Origin of the sequence: Pseudarthrobacter niigatensis (genome assembly GCF_030812615.1) — a bacterium.
In the GTDB taxonomy this organism is placed as follows: domain Bacteria; phylum Actinomycetota; class Actinomycetes; order Actinomycetales; family Micrococcaceae; genus Arthrobacter; species Arthrobacter niigatensis.
This window is the reverse complement of the sequence record NZ_JAUSTB010000011.1, coordinates 1-17,914: the sequence shown is the minus strand read 5'-3', so window position 1 is coordinate 17,914 and position 17,914 is coordinate 1. Positions and strand designations below refer to the sequence as shown.

At 62.7% G+C, this 17,914-nt stretch carries 19 protein-coding genes; 18 read left to right on the top strand and 1 reads right to left on the bottom strand.

The genetic code is table 11. The features are described from left to right. Positions 1-59 precede the first annotated feature (59 nt). From J2T23_RS15190 to J2T23_RS15160, 7 genes are all read left to right on the top strand, one after another. A complete protein-coding gene (locus tag J2T23_RS15190; RefSeq protein WP_141159760.1) occupies positions 60-3,959 on the top strand; it encodes a DNA-directed RNA polymerase subunit beta' in 3,900 nt (1,299 codons plus the stop codon). A 398-nt stretch (positions 3,960-4,357) separates the two neighbouring features. Continuing rightward, positions 4,358-4,732 (top strand): 30S ribosomal protein S12, encoded by a 375-nt coding sequence (gene rpsL / locus J2T23_RS15185; RefSeq protein ID WP_009358312.1) that lies wholly within the window; start codon positions 4,358-4,360, stop codon positions 4,730-4,732. Between the two features lies 1 nt (position 4,733). After that, a complete protein-coding gene (rpsG, locus tag J2T23_RS15180; protein WP_003803829.1) occupies positions 4,734-5,204 on the top strand; it encodes a 30S ribosomal protein S7 in 471 nt (156 codons plus the stop codon). Positions 5,205-5,273: 69 nt separating this feature from the next. Next, on the top strand, positions 5,274-7,388 hold the full coding sequence (gene fusA / locus J2T23_RS15175) for an elongation factor G (protein ID WP_141159761.1): 2,115 nt from the start codon (positions 5,274-5,276) through the stop codon (positions 7,386-7,388). 253 nt (positions 7,389-7,641) lie between these two features. Further along, positions 7,642-8,832 carry an elongation factor Tu gene (gene tuf, locus J2T23_RS15170; protein WP_141159762.1) on the top strand — a complete coding sequence of 397 codons (1,191 nt, stop codon included), beginning with the start codon at positions 7,642-7,644 and terminating at the stop codon, positions 8,830-8,832. A gap of 101 nt (positions 8,833-8,933) precedes the next feature. Then, complete coding sequence (locus J2T23_RS15165; protein WP_256371453.1) at positions 8,934-9,059, top strand: hypothetical protein; 126 nt, start codon at positions 8,934-8,936, stop codon at positions 9,057-9,059. 106 nt (positions 9,060-9,165) lie between these two features. Beyond that, positions 9,166-10,416, top strand: coding sequence for an Nramp family divalent metal transporter (locus tag J2T23_RS15160; protein WP_307361269.1), 1,251 nt, complete (start codon positions 9,166-9,168; stop codon positions 10,414-10,416). A gap of 4 nt (positions 10,417-10,420) precedes the next feature. Here the strand turns inward: J2T23_RS15160 and J2T23_RS15155 are convergent, their stop codons facing one another. Continuing rightward, a complete protein-coding gene (locus tag J2T23_RS15155) occupies positions 10,421-11,872 on the bottom strand; it encodes a GH1 family beta-glucosidase (RefSeq protein ID WP_307361265.1) in 1,452 nt (483 codons plus the stop codon). 396 nt (positions 11,873-12,268) lie between these two features. Between J2T23_RS15155 and rpsJ the strand changes: the two genes are divergently transcribed. Genes rpsJ through rpsQ form a run of 11 tightly spaced genes read left to right on the top strand, consistent with a single transcriptional unit; the run spans position 12,269 to position 17,621 of the window. Beyond that, the gene (rpsJ, locus tag J2T23_RS15150; protein ID WP_003803825.1) at positions 12,269-12,577 is read left to right on the top strand and encodes a 30S ribosomal protein S10; all 309 of its coding nucleotides are present in this window, start codon (positions 12,269-12,271) and stop codon (positions 12,575-12,577) included. Between the two features lie 17 nt (positions 12,578-12,594). Continuing rightward, the gene (gene rplC, locus J2T23_RS15145) at positions 12,595-13,245 is read left to right on the top strand and encodes a 50S ribosomal protein L3 (RefSeq protein WP_141159765.1); all 651 of its coding nucleotides are present in this window, start codon (positions 12,595-12,597) and stop codon (positions 13,243-13,245) included. A 4-nt stretch (positions 13,246-13,249) separates the two neighbouring features. Beyond that, positions 13,250-13,870 carry a 50S ribosomal protein L4 gene (rplD, locus tag J2T23_RS15140; RefSeq protein ID WP_141159766.1) on the top strand — a complete coding sequence of 207 codons (621 nt, stop codon included), beginning with the start codon at positions 13,250-13,252 and terminating at the stop codon, positions 13,868-13,870. Beyond that, positions 13,867-14,172, top strand: coding sequence for a 50S ribosomal protein L23 (gene rplW, locus J2T23_RS15135; RefSeq protein ID WP_011692807.1), 306 nt, complete (start codon positions 13,867-13,869; stop codon positions 14,170-14,172). The genes rplD and rplW overlap by 4 nt, the downstream gene beginning before the upstream one ends. Positions 14,173-14,201: 29 nt before the next feature. After that, positions 14,202-15,041, top strand: a complete 840-nt coding sequence (gene rplB, locus J2T23_RS15130; protein ID WP_141159767.1) for a 50S ribosomal protein L2 — start codon at positions 14,202-14,204, stop codon at positions 15,039-15,041. A gap of 12 nt (positions 15,042-15,053) precedes the next feature. Further along, positions 15,054-15,335, top strand: coding sequence for a 30S ribosomal protein S19 (gene rpsS / locus J2T23_RS15125; RefSeq protein ID WP_003803803.1), 282 nt, complete (start codon positions 15,054-15,056; stop codon positions 15,333-15,335). A gap of 38 nt (positions 15,336-15,373) precedes the next feature. Continuing rightward, entirely contained in the window at positions 15,374-15,739 is a 366-nt protein-coding gene (gene rplV, locus J2T23_RS15120; RefSeq protein WP_009358304.1) for a 50S ribosomal protein L22, read from the top strand. Beyond that, complete coding sequence (gene rpsC / locus J2T23_RS15115; protein WP_141159768.1) at positions 15,740-16,570, top strand: 30S ribosomal protein S3; 831 nt, start codon at positions 15,740-15,742, stop codon at positions 16,568-16,570. Continuing rightward, positions 16,571-16,987, top strand: coding sequence for a 50S ribosomal protein L16 (gene rplP / locus J2T23_RS15110; RefSeq protein ID WP_043454603.1), 417 nt, complete (start codon positions 16,571-16,573; stop codon positions 16,985-16,987). It abuts the gene before it with no gap. 2 nt (positions 16,988-16,989) lie between these two features. After that, on the top strand, positions 16,990-17,319 hold the full coding sequence (gene rpmC / locus J2T23_RS15105; RefSeq protein ID WP_018769136.1) for a 50S ribosomal protein L29: 330 nt from the start codon (positions 16,990-16,992) through the stop codon (positions 17,317-17,319). Next, entirely contained in the window at positions 17,316-17,621 is a 306-nt protein-coding gene (gene rpsQ / locus J2T23_RS15100; protein ID WP_141159769.1) for a 30S ribosomal protein S17, read from the top strand. The genes rpmC and rpsQ overlap by 4 nt, the downstream gene beginning before the upstream one ends. The last annotated feature ends 293 nt before the right edge of the window (positions 17,622-17,914 follow it).

Here is a 17,914-nt window from a genome sequence, read left to right as displayed (position 1 = left end):
CCTCCCTCATCCCGCACCAAGACTTCAGAATTTAGAGAACAAGAGAGAACAGGGACCATATGTCCAGCGAATCCTCCTTCGGCCTCATGCAGATCGGCCTCGCCACCGCGGAAGACATCCGCGGCTGGTCGTACGGCGAGGTTAAGAAGCCGGAAACCATCAACTACCGCACGCTCAAGCCCGAGAAGGACGGCCTCTTCTGCGAGAAGATCTTCGGCCCGTCCCGCGACTGGGAGTGCTACTGCGGCAAGTACAAGCGCGTGCGCTTCAAGGGCATCATCTGTGAGCGTTGTGGCGTTGAAGTCACCCGCGCCAAGGTCCGCCGTGAGCGCATGGGCCACATCGAACTGGCCGCCCCCGTCACGCACATCTGGTACTTCAAGGGTGTTCCGTCCCGCCTGGGCTACCTCCTTGACCTGGCCCCGAAGGACCTCGAAAAGGTCATCTACTTCGCTGCCTACATGATCACCAGCGTCGACGAAGCTGCCCGCCACGAGGAACTGCCCAACCTGCAGGTTGAGCACGACATCGAGAAGAAGCAGCTGATCGACAACCGCGACGCCGATATCGCCGCTATCGCCCGCGACCTTGAAGGCGAAATCGCCCGCCTCGAGGGCGAAGGCGCCAAGGCTGCCGACAAGAAGAAGGCCCGCGACTCCGCCGACCGCCAGATGGCCAACGTGCGCAAGCGTGCCGACGCCGACATCGAACGCCTCGAGCAGGTCTGGGACCGCTTCAAGAACCTGAAGGTCGCCGACCTCGAAGGTGACGAGGGGCTGTACCGCGAACTGCGCGACCGCTACGGCATGTACTTCGAAGGCTCCATGGGTGCCGAGGCCATCAAGAAGCGGCTCGAGAACTTCGACATGCAGGCCGAGTCCGACCTGCTGCGCGACGTCATCGCCAACGGCAAGGGCCAGCGCAAGACCCGCGCCCTGAAGCGGCTCAAGGTGGTCAACGCATTCCTGACCACCAACAACAGCCCGCTGGGCATGGTCCTCGACGCCGTCCCGGTGATCCCGCCGGAACTGCGCCCCATGGTCCAGCTGGACGGTGGCCGCTTCGCGACCTCCGACCTCAACGACCTGTACCGCCGCGTGATCAACCGCAACAACCGCCTCAAGCGCCTGCTTGACCTGGGTGCTCCGGAGATCATCGTCAACAACGAGAAGCGCATGCTTCAGGAAGCTGTTGACAGCCTCTTCGACAACGGCCGCCGCGGCCGCCCGGTCACCGGACCGGGCAACCGTCCGCTGAAGTCCCTGAGCGACATGCTCAAGGGCAAGCAGGGCCGCTTCCGCCAGAACCTCCTCGGCAAGCGCGTCGACTACTCCGGCCGTTCGGTCATCGTCGTCGGCCCGCAGCTGAAGCTGCACCAGTGCGGCCTGCCCAAGCAGATGGCCCTGGAGCTCTTCAAGCCGTTCGTGATGAAGCGCCTGGTCGACCTCAACCACGCCCAGAACATCAAGTCGGCCAAGCGGATGGTGGAGCGCTACCGCCCGCAGGTTTGGGACGTGCTCGAAGAGATCATCACCGAACACCCGGTGCTGCTCAACCGTGCACCTACCCTGCACCGCCTGGGCATCCAGGCGTTCGAGCCGCAGCTTGTTGAAGGCAAGGCAATCCAGCTGCACCCGCTGGTTTGTGGCGCGTTCAACGCCGACTTCGACGGCGACCAGATGGCAGTCCACCTGCCGCTGAGCCCCGAGGCGCAGGCTGAGGCGCGCATCCTGATGCTGTCCTCGAACAACATCCTGAAGCCCTCTGACGGACGCCCGGTCACCCTGCCTTCGCAGGATATGATCATCGGCCTGTACCACCTGACCACCAAGCGGAAGGGTTCCGCCGGCGAAGGCAGGATCTTCTCCTCCGTATCGGAAGCGATCATGGCCTTCGATGCACGCGAGCTGCACCTGAACTCGCAGGTCAAGATCCGGCTCGAAGGATTCGTTCCCTACGCCGGCTGGGAAGCCCCGGAAGGCTGGGAGCCCGGTCAGCCGGCACTCGTCCAGACCTCCCTGGGCCAGGTTGTGTTCAACCAGACCCTGCCCGAGGACTATCCGTGGGTTGAAGCCGTTGCCGACAAGGGCGAACTGTCCCGGATCGTCAACGACCTCGCCGAGCGCTACCCCAAGGTCGTCACCGCGGCAACGCTGGACAACCTGAAGGATGCCGGTTTCTACTGGGCAACCCGTTCGGGCGTCACCGTCGCCATCTCCGACATCGAGGTTCCTGCTGCCAAGCCGGAAATCCTTGCCGGGTACGAGGAACGCGCCGCCAAGATCCAGGGCCAGTACGACAAGGGCCTGATCGACGACGACGAGCGCCGCCAGGAACTGATCGAGATCTGGAACAAGGCAACCAACGACATCGCCACCGTGATGCGTGAGAGCCTTTCCCCGATGAACACCATTAACCGCATGGTGTCCTCCGGTGCACGTGGTAACTGGATGCAGGTCCGCCAGATCGCGGGTATCCGTGGCCTGGTGGCCAACCCGAAGGGTGAGATCATCCCGCGCCCCATCAAGTCCTCCTACCGCGAGGGCCTGTCGGTGCTGGAATACTTCATCGCCACGCACGGTGCCCGTAAGGGCCTGGCCGATACCGCACTGCGTACCGCCAACTCGGGTTACCTGACCCGTCGACTGGTGGACGTCTCGCAGGACGTCATCGTCCGTGAAGAGGATTGCGGCACCGAGCGCGGCCTGGTCACGCCCATCGCCGTCGCCGATTCCAACGGTGAGCTGGTCCTGGACGAGAACGTCGAGAACAGCGCCTACGCACGTACGCTGGCCGTCGACGTCGTCGACTCCGAGGGCAACGTCCTCGCAGCGGCCGGCACCGACTGCGGCGACGTCGTGATCGCTGAGCTCTTCAAGGCAGGCATCACCGAGGTCAAGGTCCGCTCCGTACTCACCTGTGAGTCCAGCGTCGGCACCTGCGCCCTGTGCTACGGCCGCTCGCTGGCCACCGGCAAGACCGTGGACATCGGCGAGGCCGTTGGCATCATCGCCGCACAGTCCATCGGTGAGCCCGGTACCCAGCTGACCATGCGTACGTTCCACACCGGTGGTGCTGTTTCCGCCGGCGGTGGCGACGACATCACCCAGGGTCTGCCCCGTATCCAGGAGCTCTTCGAAGCCCGTACTCCGAAGGGTGTCGCGCCGATTGCTGAAGCAGCCGGCCGCATCACCATCGAAGAGTCCGAGCGCCAGATGCGCCTGGTCATCACCCCGGATGACGGAACGGAAGAGATCGCCTACCCGGTCCTCCGCCGTTCACGCCTGCTGATCGAAGACGGCGACCATGTCGCCGTTGGCCAGAAGCTGATCAACGGTCCGGTGGACCCCAAGCAGGTCCTGCGCATCATGGGTCCGCGTGCGGCACAGAAGTTCCTCGTGGACGAAGTGCAGGGCGTGTACCGCAGCCAGGGCATCGGTATCCACGACAAGCACGTCGAGGTCATCGTCCGCCAGATGCTGCGCCGCGTCACTGTCATCGAGTCCGGCGAATCGGACCTGCTGCCCGGCGAACTCGCCGAGCGCAGCCGCTTCGAAGACGCCAACCGCCGCGTTGTGTCCGAGGGCAAGACTCCGGCTTCCGGACGTCCTGAACTCATGGGCATCACCAAGGCGTCGCTGGCCACCGAGTCCTGGCTGTCCGCAGCTTCCTTCCAGGAGACCACCCGCGTCCTGACGCAGGCGGCCATGGAAGGCAAGAGCGATCCGCTGCTCGGCCTCAAGGAGAACGTCATCATCGGTAAGCTGATCCCGGCCGGCACGGGTCTCCCGCGCTACACCGAGGTCACCGTGGAGCCCACTGAGGAAGCAAAGGCCAACCTGTTCACCGGCCCCAGCGCGTTCAGTGACTTCTCGTACGACACCCTGGGTGGTGACGGAGCTCCCGAGTTCCACGCCATCCCGCTGGACGACTACGACCTGGGCAACGACTTCCGGTAACCACTGACGGTTGACGCCTGACCAAGGGATGGTCCCGCACCGCAAGGTGGGGGACCATCCCCGTTTAACCATGGTGGGAGGCCCGATTAAGGCATGGGGCCCGTCCATGCTAGACTTGTTACCAATTGTTATTGTGGCAGTGGATGAGTGCGCCGGTATCAGCTGAAAAGCTGGACCAGAGCGACGTTTCCGGTTTGCAGGGTTCTTGTGCAACGTATGCCACATTTTTGCATGCCTAGGGAACTGCAGGAATGTACGTTTCGATCCCGGTGTGCGATCCGACTATTAAGGCTTCGCCTTCGCCGCCATGGAGATTCCCTTCAGGGCCCGGGCGGCGGGGCAACGCAACAAGAGAGTGGCCGGAAACAGCCACTCCGGATAAAACGGAGAACACGAGAGTGCCTACGATTAACCAGCTGGTCCGTAAGGGCCGCACGCCTAAGGTCTCAAAGACCAAGGCTCCCGCGCTTAAGGGCAGCCCCATGCGCCGCGGTGTTTGCACCCGCGTCTACACCACCACCCCGAAGAAGCCGAACTCGGCTCTGCGTAAGGTGGCACGTGTGCGCCTCAACGGCGGCGTGGAAGTTACCGCCTACATCCCCGGTGTTGGCCACAACCTGCAGGAGCACTCCATTGTGCTCGTTCGCGGTGGTCGCGTGAAGGACCTCCCGGGTGTCCGCTACAAGATCGTCCGTGGCGCCCTCGATACCCAGGGTGTGAAGAACCGTAAGCAGGCCCGCAGCCGCTACGGCGCAAAGATGGAGAAGAAGTAATATGCCTCGCAAGGGTCCGGCCCCCAAGCGGCCGCTCGTTTCGGATCCGGTTTACGGTTCCCCGCTGGTAACCCAGCTCATCAACAAGGTGCTCGTTGACGGCAAGAAGTCCACGGCAGAGCGCATTGTCTACGGTGCACTCGAAGGCGCACGCGCCAAGTCCGGCGGCGACCCCGTTGCAGCCCTGAAGAAGGCCATGGACAACGTCAAGCCGTCCCTCGAGGTCCGCTCCCGCCGTGTCGGTGGCGCCACCTACCAGGTTCCGGTTGAGGTCAAGCCGGGCCGCTCCACCGCACTCGCCCTGCGGTGGCTGGTTGGCTACTCCAAGGCCCGCCGTGAAAAGACGATGACCGAACGTCTCCAGAACGAAATCCTGGATGCGTCCAACGGTCTCGGTGCCGCTGTGAAGCGTCGCGAAGACACCCACAAGATGGCCGAGTCCAACAAGGCCTTCGCACACTACCGCTGGTAATACTCCCCGGACGCCGCCGGCTCAACCGAGCCGGCGGCGAACGTGTAGTCCATCCCAAAAGGAGACCCCGTGGCACAGGACGTGCTTACCGACCTTAGCAAGGTCCGCAACATCGGCATCATGGCCCACATTGATGCCGGCAAGACCACCACCACCGAGCGCATCCTGTTCTACACGGGTGTGAACCACAAGATCGGCGAAACGCACGACGGCGCTTCGACCACTGACTGGATGGAACAGGAAAAGGAACGCGGCATCACCATCACGTCTGCCGCCGTGACCTGCTTCTGGGAAAACAACCAGATCAACATCATCGACACCCCCGGCCACGTGGACTTCACGGTTGAGGTTGAGCGCTCCCTGCGCGTCCTCGACGGTGCAGTCGCCGTCTTCGATGGCAAGGAAGGCGTTGAGCCCCAGTCCGAGACCGTGTGGCGCCAGGCTGACAAGTACAACGTTCCGCGTATCTGCTTCGTCAACAAGATGGACAAGCTCGGTGCTGACTTCTACTTCACCGTGGACACCATCATCAGCCGCCTCGGTGCGAAGCCGCTGGTCATGCAACTGCCCATCGGTGCCGAGAACGACTTCATCGGCGTCGTCGACCTGCTCTACATGCGTGCCCTGGTTTGGCCGGGCGACGCCAAGGGCGACGTGACCATGGGTGCCAAGTACGAGATCCGCGAGATCCCGGCAGACCTCCAGGAAAAGGCCGAGGAATACCGCGCGAACCTCGTTGAGACCGTCGCTGAGTCTTCCGAGGAACTCATGGAGAAGTACCTCGAGGGCGAAGAGATCTCCATCGACGAACTCAAGGCCGGCATCCGCAAGATGACCATCGCTTCCGAGCTCTACCCGATCTTCTGCGGCTCCGCCTTCAAGAACCGCGGCGTTCAGCCCATGCTGGACGCGGTCGTTGACTACCTGCCGAACCCGCTCGACGTTCCCCCGATGGTCGGCCACGACCCTCGCGACGAAGAGAAGGAACTGACCCGCAAGCCTTCCGCTGAAGAGCCGTTCTCGGCCCTTGCGTTCAAGATTGCGGCCCACCCCTTCTTCGGCCAGCTCACCTTCATCCGCGTGTACTCCGGTCACGTGGAAGCAGGCGCCCAGGTGGTCAACTCCACCAAGGGCAAGAAGGAGCGCATCGGCAAGCTGTTCCAGATGCACGCCAACAAGGAAATGCCCGTTGAGGGCGCTACCGCCGGCCACATCTATGCAGCCATCGGCCTGAAGGACACCACCACCGGTGACACCCTGTGCGATGCCAACAACCAGATCGTGCTCGAGTCCATGAGCTTCCCGGAGCCCGTGATCTCGGTTGCCATCGAGCCGAACACCAAGGGTGACCAGGAGAAGCTCTCCACGGCCATCCAGAAGCTCTCCGCTGAGGACCCCACCTTCCAGGTGTCCCTTAACGAAGACACCGGCCAGACCATCATCGCCGGCATGGGCGAGCTCCACCTGGACATCCTGGTGGACCGCATGCGCCGCGAGTTCAAGGTTGAAGCCAACGTTGGCAAGCCGCAGGTTGCTTACCGCGAAACCATCAAGCGCGCCGTCGAACGCCACGACTACACGCACAAGAAGCAGACCGGTGGTTCGGGTCAGTTCGCAAAGATCCAGATCGCCATCGAGCCGCTGGACACCGCCGAAGGCGAGCTGTACGAGTTCGAGAACAAGGTCACCGGTGGCCGCGTTCCCCGCGAGTACATCCCGTCTGTTGACGCGGGCATCCAGGATGCGCTGAACGACGGCGTCCTGGCCGGCTACCCGGTTGTCGGCATCAAGGCCACGCTGATCGATGGCGCGTACCACGATGTTGACTCCTCGGAAATGGCGTTCAAGATCGCCGGACGGATGGCTTTCAAGGAAGCTGCACGCAAGGCGAACCCTGTCCTGCTTGAACCGCTGATGGATGTCGAGGTCCGCACCCCTGAGGAGTACATGGGTGAAGTTATCGGTGACATCAACTCACGGCGTGGCCAGATGCAGTCCATGGAAGATGCACAGGGCGTCAAGGTCATCCGTGCGCACGTCCCGCTGTCCGGCATGTTCGGCTACATCGGTGACCTGCGCTCCAAGACCCAGGGCCGTGCTGTTTACTCCATGACGTTCAACAGCTACGCCGAGGTCCCGAAGGCAGTTGCCGACGAGATCATCCAGAAGTCCCGCGGCGAATAGTCCCTCCGGACTCTCGCAGCGAAAACCTCGGTTGCGCTGTCCGTCCTTGGACAGTGCGGCCGGTGCAGGCGGCCGGCCGGCCGGATTCGTCCGGCTGGTTCCGGCCCCTGCACGAACAGGCTCAGGGGATTAGTATTAGTTCCTGAATCTGCAATTTCACCAATCCAAAGCCCCCCAAGTAGACTTGCCTGAGTTCTACCGCGATAAGCGCGGCTGGAGGGCAAGCTATTTGAAAACGTTCTAGGAGGAACCTGTGGCAAAGGCAAAGTTCGAGCGGACTAAGCCGCACGTCAACATCGGCACCATTGGTCACGTTGACCACGGTAAGACGACGCTGACGGCCGCCATTTCCAAGGTGCTGTACGACAAGTACCCGGATCTCAACGAGAAGCGTGACTTCGCGTCGATCGACTCTGCACCCGAAGAGCGTCAGCGCGGTATTACCATCAACATCTCCCACGTGGAGTACCAGACCGAGAAGCGTCACTACGCACACGTTGACGCCCCCGGCCACGCTGACTACATCAAGAACATGATCACCGGTGCTGCCCAGATGGACGGCGCAATCCTCGTGGTTGCCGCTACCGACGGCCCGATGGCTCAGACGCGCGAGCACGTTCTGCTCGCCCGCCAGGTTGGTGTTCCCTACCTGCTGGTCGCCCTGAACAAGGCTGACATGGTCGACGACGAAGAACTGCTCGACCTGGTCGAAATGGAAGTTCGTGAGCTCCTGAGCTCGCAGGGCTTCGATGGCGACAACGCTCCGGTTGTCCGCGTTTCAGGCCTGAAGGCACTGGAAGGCGACCCCGAGTGGGTCAAGTCCGTTGAGGACCTGATGGCTGCCGTCGACGAGTCCGTTCCGGACCCCGTACGTGACCGCGACAAGCCGTTCCTGATGCCGATCGAGGACGTCTTCACCATCACCGGTCGTGGCACCGTTGTTACGGGCCGCGCCGAGCGTGGAACCCTCGCCATCAACTCCGAGGTCGAGATCGTCGGCATCCGCCCGGTCCAGAAGACCACGGTTACCGGTATCGAGATGTTCCACAAGCAGCTCGACGAAGCATGGGCCGGCGAGAACTGTGGCCTGCTGCTCCGCGGTCTGAAGCGCGACGATGTCGAGCGTGGCCAGGTTGTCGTCAAGCCGGGTTCCATCACCCCGCACACCGACTTCGAGGCCAACGTCTACATCCTCTCCAAGGACGAAGGCGGACGTCACAACCCGTTCTACTCCAACTACCGCCCGCAGTTCTACTTCCGCACCACGGACGTAACCGGCGTTATCACCCTGCCCGAGGGCACGGAAATGGTTATGCCTGGCGACAACACTGAGATGACCGTTGCGCTCATCCAGCCCATCGCCATGGAAGAGGGCCTCGGCTTCGCTATCCGCGAAGGCGGCCGCACCGTTGGTTCGGGACGCGTTACCAAGATCATCAAGTAGTACTTGCTGAACTGAAGGACAGCCCCGCTGCAAAAGCAGCGGGGCTGTCCTTTTTCGTTAAAGGCCCCCTGATACTGTTGCAGCACTGAAAGGAGACCATCATGGGCTGGCTTATCTTCCTCATCATCGCGGTGGCCGTCGTGGCCGGAGTGTTTTGGGTCAAGCGGAACTTCCGGCACGAAATTGACCGGGCAAAGAGGATCAACAGGGCTAACAAGAACCAGTAGTGCCGCGGGCACCTCAATCTCGAAGGCAAGCCTTAGTCCTACTTTTCGGTACACCTAAATTCGCGGTATCCTCGTCCTATTGACGCCCCGACGACGAGGACACGTGATGGCTGTTTCAACATTGGCGGCTGAATCCGCTTCCATCAAGGGCTGGTCGCGCCTCCTGCTGCTTGGCCCGGCCTTCGTGGCGGCAATTGCATACGTTGATCCGGGGAACGTGGCGGCGAACCTGACGGCCGGGGCAAACTTCGGATACCTGCTTGTCTGGGTGCTGGTAGTTGCGAATGCCATGGCCGTGCTGATCCAGTACCAGTCCGCCAAGCTGGGCCTTGCCACCGGCATGAGCCTGCCGGAGATCCTGGGCAAGCGCTTGGGAACCGGGCAGCGGCGTGCCTTTTGGGTGCAGGCTGAGATCGTTGCCGGTGCTACAGACATGGCAGAGGTCATTGGCGGAGCTGTCGCCCTCAACCTGCTGTTCGGCCTTCCGCTGCTCACGGGCGGAGTGATCATTGGATTGGCGTCCATGCTGCTGCTGGGACTTCAATCGCACCGGAGCCAGAAGTCCTTCGAACTCGCCATCCTGACCCTGCTCGGCGTGATCGCCGTTGGCTTCGTATCAGGGCTGTTCGTTGCCCCGCCGGACGCGGGCGGGGCCCTCGCCGGCCTCGTGCCACGGTTCGGCGGGACCGACACCGTCCTGCTCGCCGCCAGCATGCTCGGGGCCACTGTCATGCCACACGCGATCTACCTGCACTCAGCCCTGGCGCGGGACCGTCACGGTTTCTCCGAAGATCCCGTTGTCAGGACGCGGCTGATCAGGGCAACCCGGCTGGACGTCGCCGGAGCGCTGCTGCTGGCCGGCATCGTCAATATTGCCATGCTGCTGCTGGCCGCCACGAGCCTCCGCGGAGTGGAGGGGACGGACACCATCGCCGGGGCGCACGCGGCCGTGACGTCGGCACTGGGGCCGGTTATCGGCGTCGTATTTGCCGTGGGACTCCTGGCCTCCGGCCTGGCGTCCACCTCGGTAGGGTGCTATGCCGGGGCCACGATCATGGGCGGCCTGCTGAAAGTGCGGATTCCGCTGCTTGTCCGCCGCACCGTCACCCTGATCCCGGCGCTGCTGGTCCTGGGCGCCGGCATTGAACCTACCCTGGCCCTGGTCCTCAGCCAGGTCCTCCTGAGTTTCGGTATCCCCTTCGCGCTCATCCCGCTGATCCGCCTCACCGGGAGCCGCAAAGTCATGGGCATCCATGCGGACTCGGCGGCGCTCCGGATTGCAGGCTGGACCAGTGCCACACTGATCGTGGGCCTGAACTGCGTACTGATCGTGCTGACGGTGCTGGGGCGCCAGTGACCCTTCAGGGACGGGCCGTGTGGTCCTGCCGGCTGCCGCGGGCCCGGGACAACGCCTGGTACCAGTAGAAGGAACGCTTGGGAGTCCGCTCCAGCGAGTCGAAATCCACATGCACCAGGCCAAAGCGCTGGGAGTATCCGGCGGCCCACTCGAAGTTGTCCATCAGCGTCCACACATAGTAGCCCCGCAGATCCACGCCTTCTGCGACGCCGCCGGGCGAGGTGGCCTCCAGGGCTGCCCCCAGATGGGTTGCGAGGTACGCCACCCGGTCCGTGTCCTCCAGGGTCTCCGTAACGCGGTCCGGTTCCGGGAAGCTCGCGCCGCCTTCGGTGATGTATACCGGCGGGAGGGATTGCCCGTACCGGTCCCGCATCTCCTGCAGCAGGACACCCAGATGCTCCGGCGCGACGGGCCAGCCGAAGCCGGTGCTGCCGTACTCCGGGTAACCCGCCTCGTGGAAGGGCAGCTTCGCCAACTCCTGGTGCATGTCCGCAGGTACGGGGGTGATGCCTGGCCCCAGGGCCACTTTGACCGGGAAATAGTAATTGAGGCCGTAGAAGTCCAGCGGCTGGTGGATGGTCTTCAGGTCGGCATCGGAAATCCTGCCAATGGAGCGCAGCCACGGCCGCGCATACAAGGGCAGGGATGGGTAGCGCCCCAGCAGGACTGGATCGGCGTAGAGCCTGTTCATCAGCAGGTCGTACAGATGCGCCACCAGCCGGTCGCCGATCTTCCGGGTGGCAGGCCTGACGGGGGAGTGCAGGTTGGTCAGGCCGACGCCGCCCGCTACGCCGGCTGCCCGCAGGGCCTGCACGCCAAGTCCATGCGCCAGGAGTTGGTGGTGGATGGCGGGGAGGGCGTCGAACATCAGGCGGCGTCCCGGCGCGTGGACTCCCAGCGCGTATCCATTGAGGGTGACCGACACGGGCTCGTTGAGTGTCACCCACTGGTCAACGCGATCGCCAAACCGCTCACCGGCGGCGCGTGCGTACTCGCCGAACCGCTCAGCGGTATCCCGGTTCAGCCAGCCGCCGCGGTGTTCCAGCGGCAGGGGGGTGTCCCAGTGGTACAGGGTGGCCATGGGGGAGATGCCGGCCTCAAGGAGCTGGTCGATTAGGCGGTCGTAAAAGTCCAGGCCCTCAGCGTTGAAGCTGCCCTGGCCATCAGGCTGGATGCGCGGCCAGGACAGGGAGAACCGGTAGGAGTCAACGCCCAGCTCCTTGAGCAGTCCAACATCTTCCGGCAGCCGGTTGTAGTGGTCGCACGCCACTGCGGGGGAGTGGCCGTCAATGATGGCGCCGGGTTTCTCCGCGAAGGCGTCCCACCCCGAGGGCCCGCGGCCTCCTGCCGTCAGCGCGCCTTCTATCTGGAACGCCGCGGCGGCGACGCCAAGGGTGAACGACGGCGGCACGCGCCCGGCCAGTTGCGTCACCGATTCAGTGCCTTCCAGGGTCATGCACCTATCATCCAGCCGGTTTCATGCCACTGCAATGGGATCTCAGGGGGCGAACGGAAGGCCAATTCGCATCTGCCGGGCTTTTCCGGCATACTAGATGAGTTGTTCAAGCGCTTCTTCGTGTCCCGATCCGGATAATGCCGGGTGCAGGGTCCAAGCTGAAGACCAAACATAACCCACCCCCAAGGAACTGCGGATTCATATGCGCGCCCAGCGCGACACGCCCGACCGCGGGGGTCGGTTACGCCGGCAAGGTGAGGAACCCGGATTTATCCGGATTCAGTTTGTGCGGCGGATGGTGGTTACGACCTCAAATGCTTCGGCAGCCATACAACGAGTAAGTGAACAGGGCAGCCCTAATCCGGGGAAGCACAGACTGAAAGAGAGTCAGGCGACATGGCGGGACAAAAAATCCGCATCCGGCTGAAGTCATACGACCACGAGGTCATTGACGTTTCAGCACGGAAGATCGTTGAGACGGTCACGCGCGCAGGCGCAACGGTAGTTGGCCCCGTGCCGCTGCCCACGGAGAAGAACGTTTACTGCGTTATCCGCTCTCCGCACAAGTACAAGGACAGCCGCGAGCACTTTGAAATGCGCACGCACAAGCGTCTTATCGACATCATCGATCCCACGCCGAAGGCTGTCGACTCGCTCATGCGTCTCGACCTGCCGGCTGACGTGAACATCGAAATCAAGCTGTAGGGAGGTGCTGAGAGACTATGACCGCAACCCGTAACGTAAAGGGCCTGCTGGGCACGAAGCTCGGCATGACCCAGGTCTGGGACGAGAACAACAAGCTCATCCCCGTCACTGTGGTCCAGGCAGACTCGAACGTCATCACCCAGCTGCGCAACGCAGAAGTTGATGGCTACGTCGCCGTTCAGATCGGCTACGGCCAGATCGATCCCCGCAAGGTCACCAAGCCGCTGGCTGGTCACTTTGAAAAGGCAGGCGTCACGCCTCGCCGCCACGTCGTCGAACTTCGTACCGCAGATGCTGCCGAGTACGAGCTGGGCCAGGAGCTCTCCGTAGAGCTCTTCGAAGCCGGCCAGAAGATCGACGTCGTCGGGACCACCAAGGGTAAGGGCTTCGCCGGTGTTATGAAGCGTCACGGCTTCCACGGCGTTGGAGCTTCCCACGGTGCCCACAAGAACCACCGTAAGCCCGGTTCAATCGGTGGCGCATCCACCCCGAGCCGCGTCTTCAAGGGCATGAGAATGGCCGGCCGCATGGGCGCCGTTCGTCACACCACGCTGAACCTCACCGTTCACGCGGTCGACGTCGAGAAGTCGCTGCTCCTGATCAAGGGTGCCGTTCCCGGTGCCCGCGGCCAGGTCGTCTTCGTACGCACCGCCGTGAAGGGAGCCTAGTTCAATGGCTAACACTGTCCAGGTTGACCTGCCTGCAGAGATCTTCGACGTTCAGACCAACGTGCCGCTGCTGCACCAGGTTGTCGTTGCCCAGCTCGCTGCTGCCCGCCAGGGAACCCACAAGACCAAGACCCGCGCTGAAGTTTCCGGTGCAGGACGCAAGCCGTTCAAGCAGAAGGGCACCGGCCGCGCCCGTCAGGGTTCCATCCGTGCCCCCCACATGACCGGCGGTGGCATTGTCCACGGTCCCACCCCGCGTGACTACAGCCAGCGCACCCCCAAGAAGATGATTGCTGCTGCACTGCGCGGCGCACTCTCTGACCGGGCCCGCAACGGTCGCATCCACGTTGTCGCAGAACTGGTTGAAGGCACCAAGCCGTCCGCCAAGACCGCCCTGGCAACGCTCCGCGGTGTTTCCGACCGCAAGAACCTGCTGGTCGTCATCGAGCGCGATAACGACGTTGCCGCACTGTCCGTGCGCAACCTCGCCGGCGTTCACGTTCTGTACGCAGACCAGCTGAACACCTACGACGTTCTCGTCTCCGATGACGTTGTCTTCACCAAGGCTGCCTACGACGCATTCGTTGCCGCCAAGGCAGCTAAGAACGAGGAGGATGCCAAGTGAGTGCAGCCACCATCAAGGATCCCCGCGACGTCGTGCTTGCACCCGTCGTGTCGGAAAAGAGCTACGGCCTGATCGACGAGGGCAAGTACACCTTCCTGGTGGACCCCCGTTCGAACAAGACCGAGATCAAGCTGGCCGTGGAGAAGATCTTCTCCGTCAAGGTCGAATCGATCAACACCATCAACCGTGCCGGTAAGCGCAAGCGCACCAAATTCGGATGGGGTACCCGCAAGAACACCAAGCGTGCGATTGTCACCCTCAAAGAAGGCACCATCGACATCTTCGGCGGTCCGCTCGCGTAGCGGAGACCACTTTAACGAGGAAATAAATTATGGGAATCCGTAAGTACAAGCCGACTACCCCGGGCCGTCGTGGCTCGAGCGTAGCGGACTTCACCGAAATTACGCGGTCGACGCCGGAAAAGTCGTTGGTACGTCCGCTGCCCAAGAAGGGCGGCCGTAACAACTCCGGCAAGATCACCACCCGTCACAAGGGTGGTGGACACAAGCGCCAGTACCGTCTGATCGACTTCCGTCGCCACGACAAGGACGGCGTCAACGCCCGCGTTGCCGAAATCGAGTACGATCCGAACCGCACGGCCCGCATCGCCCTCCTGCACTACGTTGATGGCACCAAGCGTTACATCATCGCCCCCAACAAGCTCGCCCAGGGTGACGTTGTTGAGGCAGGTGCCGGTGCTGACATCAAGCCCGGTAACAACCTGCCGCTGCTCAACATCCCGGTGGGTACTGTCATCCACGCAGTTGAACTGCGCCCGGGTGGCGGCGCCAAGATGGGCCGCTCCGCCGGCGCATCCATCCAGCTTGTTGCCAAGGAAGGCCGCTTCGCCCAGCTGCGTCTGCCTTCCGGCGAAATCCGCAACGTTGACGTGCGCTGCCGCGCAACCGTCGGCGAGGTTGGCAACGCCGAGCAGTCGAACATCAACTGGGGCAAGGCCGGCCGTATGCGGTGGAAGGGCGTTCGCCCGACCGTCCGTGGTGTCGCCATGAACCCGGTTGACCACCCGCACGGTGGTGGTGAGGGTAAGACGTCCGGTGGACGTAACCCCGTCAACCCGAACGGTAAGCGTGAAGGCCGCACCCGCCGCCCCAACAAAGAGAGCGACAAGCTTATTGTGCGTCGCCGTCGTACTGGCAAGAACAAGCGATAGGAGCCTGGACACATGCCACGCAGCCTGAAAAAAGGTCCTTTCGTTGACCAGCACCTCTTTGTGAAGGTAGCCAGGGAAAACGAAAAGGGCACCAAGAACGTCATCAAGACCTGGTCCCGCCGTTCGATGATCATCCCCGACATGCTCGGACACACGATCGCCGTACACGACGGACGCAAGCACATCCCGGTGTTTGTCACTGAGTCGATGGTCGGGCACAAGCTCGGCGAATTCGCTCCCACGCGGACATTCCGCGGCCATGTCAAGGACGACCGTAAGGGCAAGCGCCGCTAGGCGCCTGCGTTTACGTCAAAGACGAGAGAAGGAAAGCAATGGAAGCCAAGGCAATTGCGCGCCACATCCGCGTAACGCCTATGAAGGCCCGGCGCGTCGTCAACCTTGTTCGTGGATTGCAAGCGAATGAGGCTCTGGCAATTCTGAAGTTTGCCCCGCAGGCAGCTTCGGAGCCGGTATTCAAGGTAGTTCAGTCAGCAATCTCCAACGCCCGGGTCCTCGCGGACCGCGACGGCGTGGCGTTTGACGAAGGCGACCTCATCATCAGCGAAGCGTTTGTTGATGAAGGCCCGACCATGAAGCGGTTCCAGCCGCGTGCCCAGGGTCGTGCATTTCAGATCAAGAAGCGCACCAGCCACATCACCGTGGTAGTCGCTACCCCGGAGAAAGAGGAGGCTCGCTAAGTGGGACAGAAAGTAAACCCGCACGGGTTCCGACTCGGCATCACCACCGATCACGTATCGCACTGGTTCGCTGACAGCACCAAGGCCGGACAGCGGTACAAGGACTTCGTTCGCGAAGACATCCGCATTCGCCAGCTCATGTCCACGGGCATGGAGCGCGCCGGCATCGCCAAGGTCGAGATCGAGCGCACCCGTGACCGTGTCCGCGTGGACATCCACACGGCCCGCCCGGGTATCGTCATCGGCCGCCGTGGAGCAGAAGCAGACCGCATCCGCGGCGAGCTCGAAAAGCTCACCGGCAAGCAGGTCCAGCTGAACATCCTCGAGGTCAAGAACCCCGAAATGGAAGCCCAGCTCGTGGCCCAGGGCGTTGCAGAGCAGCTGACTTCCCGCGTGGCATTCCGCCGTGCGATGAAGAAGGCCATGCAGTCCGCACAGCGTGCAGGTGCCAAGGGCATCCGTATCGCCTGCTCGGGCCGCCTGGGTGGCGCTGAAATGTCCCGCTCGGAGTTCTACCGCGAAGGCCGTGTGCCCCTGCACACCCTCCGCGCGAACATCGACTACGGCTTCTACGAAGCCAAGACCACCTTCGGCCGCATCGGTGTGAAGGTTTGGATCTACAAGGGTGACGTCACCGCCAAGGAACTGGCCGCACAGGCCGCTGCTGCACCGTCCCGCGGTAGCCGTGGCGACCGTCCCGGCCGTCCGGGTGGCGCTGACCGCGGTGACCGCCGCCGTCGTAACGACCGCCCGGCCGCTGACGCAGCTCCTGCTGCCGAAGCACCGGCAGTTGAAGCAGCACCCGCTGCTGCAGAAGGAGGACAGGCTTAAATGCTTATCCCACGTCGAGTAAAGCACCGTAAGCAGCACCACCCGGGTCGTTCCGGCGCTGCTACGGGCGGTACCCAGGTCTCCTTCGGTGAGTACGGCATCCAGGCACTGAGCCCGGCATACGTCACCAACCGTCAGATCGAGTCCGCTCGTATCGCCATGACCCGCCACATCAAGCGTGGCGGTAAGGTCTGGATCAACATCTACCCGGACCGTCCGCTGACCAAGAAGCCCGCCGAAACCCGCATGGGTTCCGGTAAGGGTTCACCGGAATGGTGGGTCGCCAACGTCAAGCCGGGTCGGGTTCTCTTCGAACTCTCCGGTGTCAATGAAGAGGTAGCTCGCGAGGCCCTGCGCCTGGCAATCCACAAGCTGCCGTTGAAGGCACGCATTGTGCGTCGCGAGGGTGGTGAATAGAAATGGCAGTAGGATCCAAGGATCTGGCTCCCGCGCAGCTGGACGGTTTCGACAACGAGCGTCTCGTTGAAGAACTCCGCAAGGCCAAGGAAGAGCTGTTCAACCTGCGTTTCCAGTCCGCCACCGGACAGCTGGAAAACCACGGCCGCCTGCGTGCAGTAAAGAAGGACATTGCACGCATCTACACCGTTCTCCGCGAACGCGAGCTGGGCATTCGTGCCGAGGTTGCCGCGCCGGTTGTGGAAGCCAAGGAAGAAAAGAAGTCCAAGAAGGCTTCAACCAAGAAGGCCGACAAGGCTGAAAAGGCTGAGACCGAGGAGGACGCCAAGTGAGTGAAAAGGACCAGAACGTGACCGAAACTGCTACCGCAGCCAAGGCTGGGGAGCGCGGTTACCGCAAGACCCGTCGCGGCTACGTGGTCTCCGACAAGATGGAAAAGACCATCGTTGTCGAGGTTGAAGACCGCGTGAAGCACGCACTGTACGGCAAGGTCATCCGCCGCACCTCCAAGGTCAAGGCACACGACGAAGAGAACACCGCCGGCATCGGCGACCTCGTAGTCATCGCCGAGACCCGTCCGCTGTCCGCCACCAAGAACTGGCGGCTCGTGGAAATCCTCGAAAAGGCCAAGTAGCACCCGCTGCTTTGCTGGATGCCTCCGCTCCCTTCCGGGAGCGGGGGCATCCCCGTTTAACGGGCAGCGGGCGTGGCCGTCCGCCCCACACAGACGCCCCATCACTTCCTGCACCTTTTCCCGAAACGCCCCATCAGTTCCTGCACGCTTTTCGGAAACGCCACATCACTTGCCGAAACGTACCAGCGGGAGGTGATGGGGGACTGTCTGAATAACGGTGGATCCACAGTTGGCCTGACACGCCGGGCGTTGCCTGGCGGGGAGGACTGATCATGAGCGACACCATGGATCCC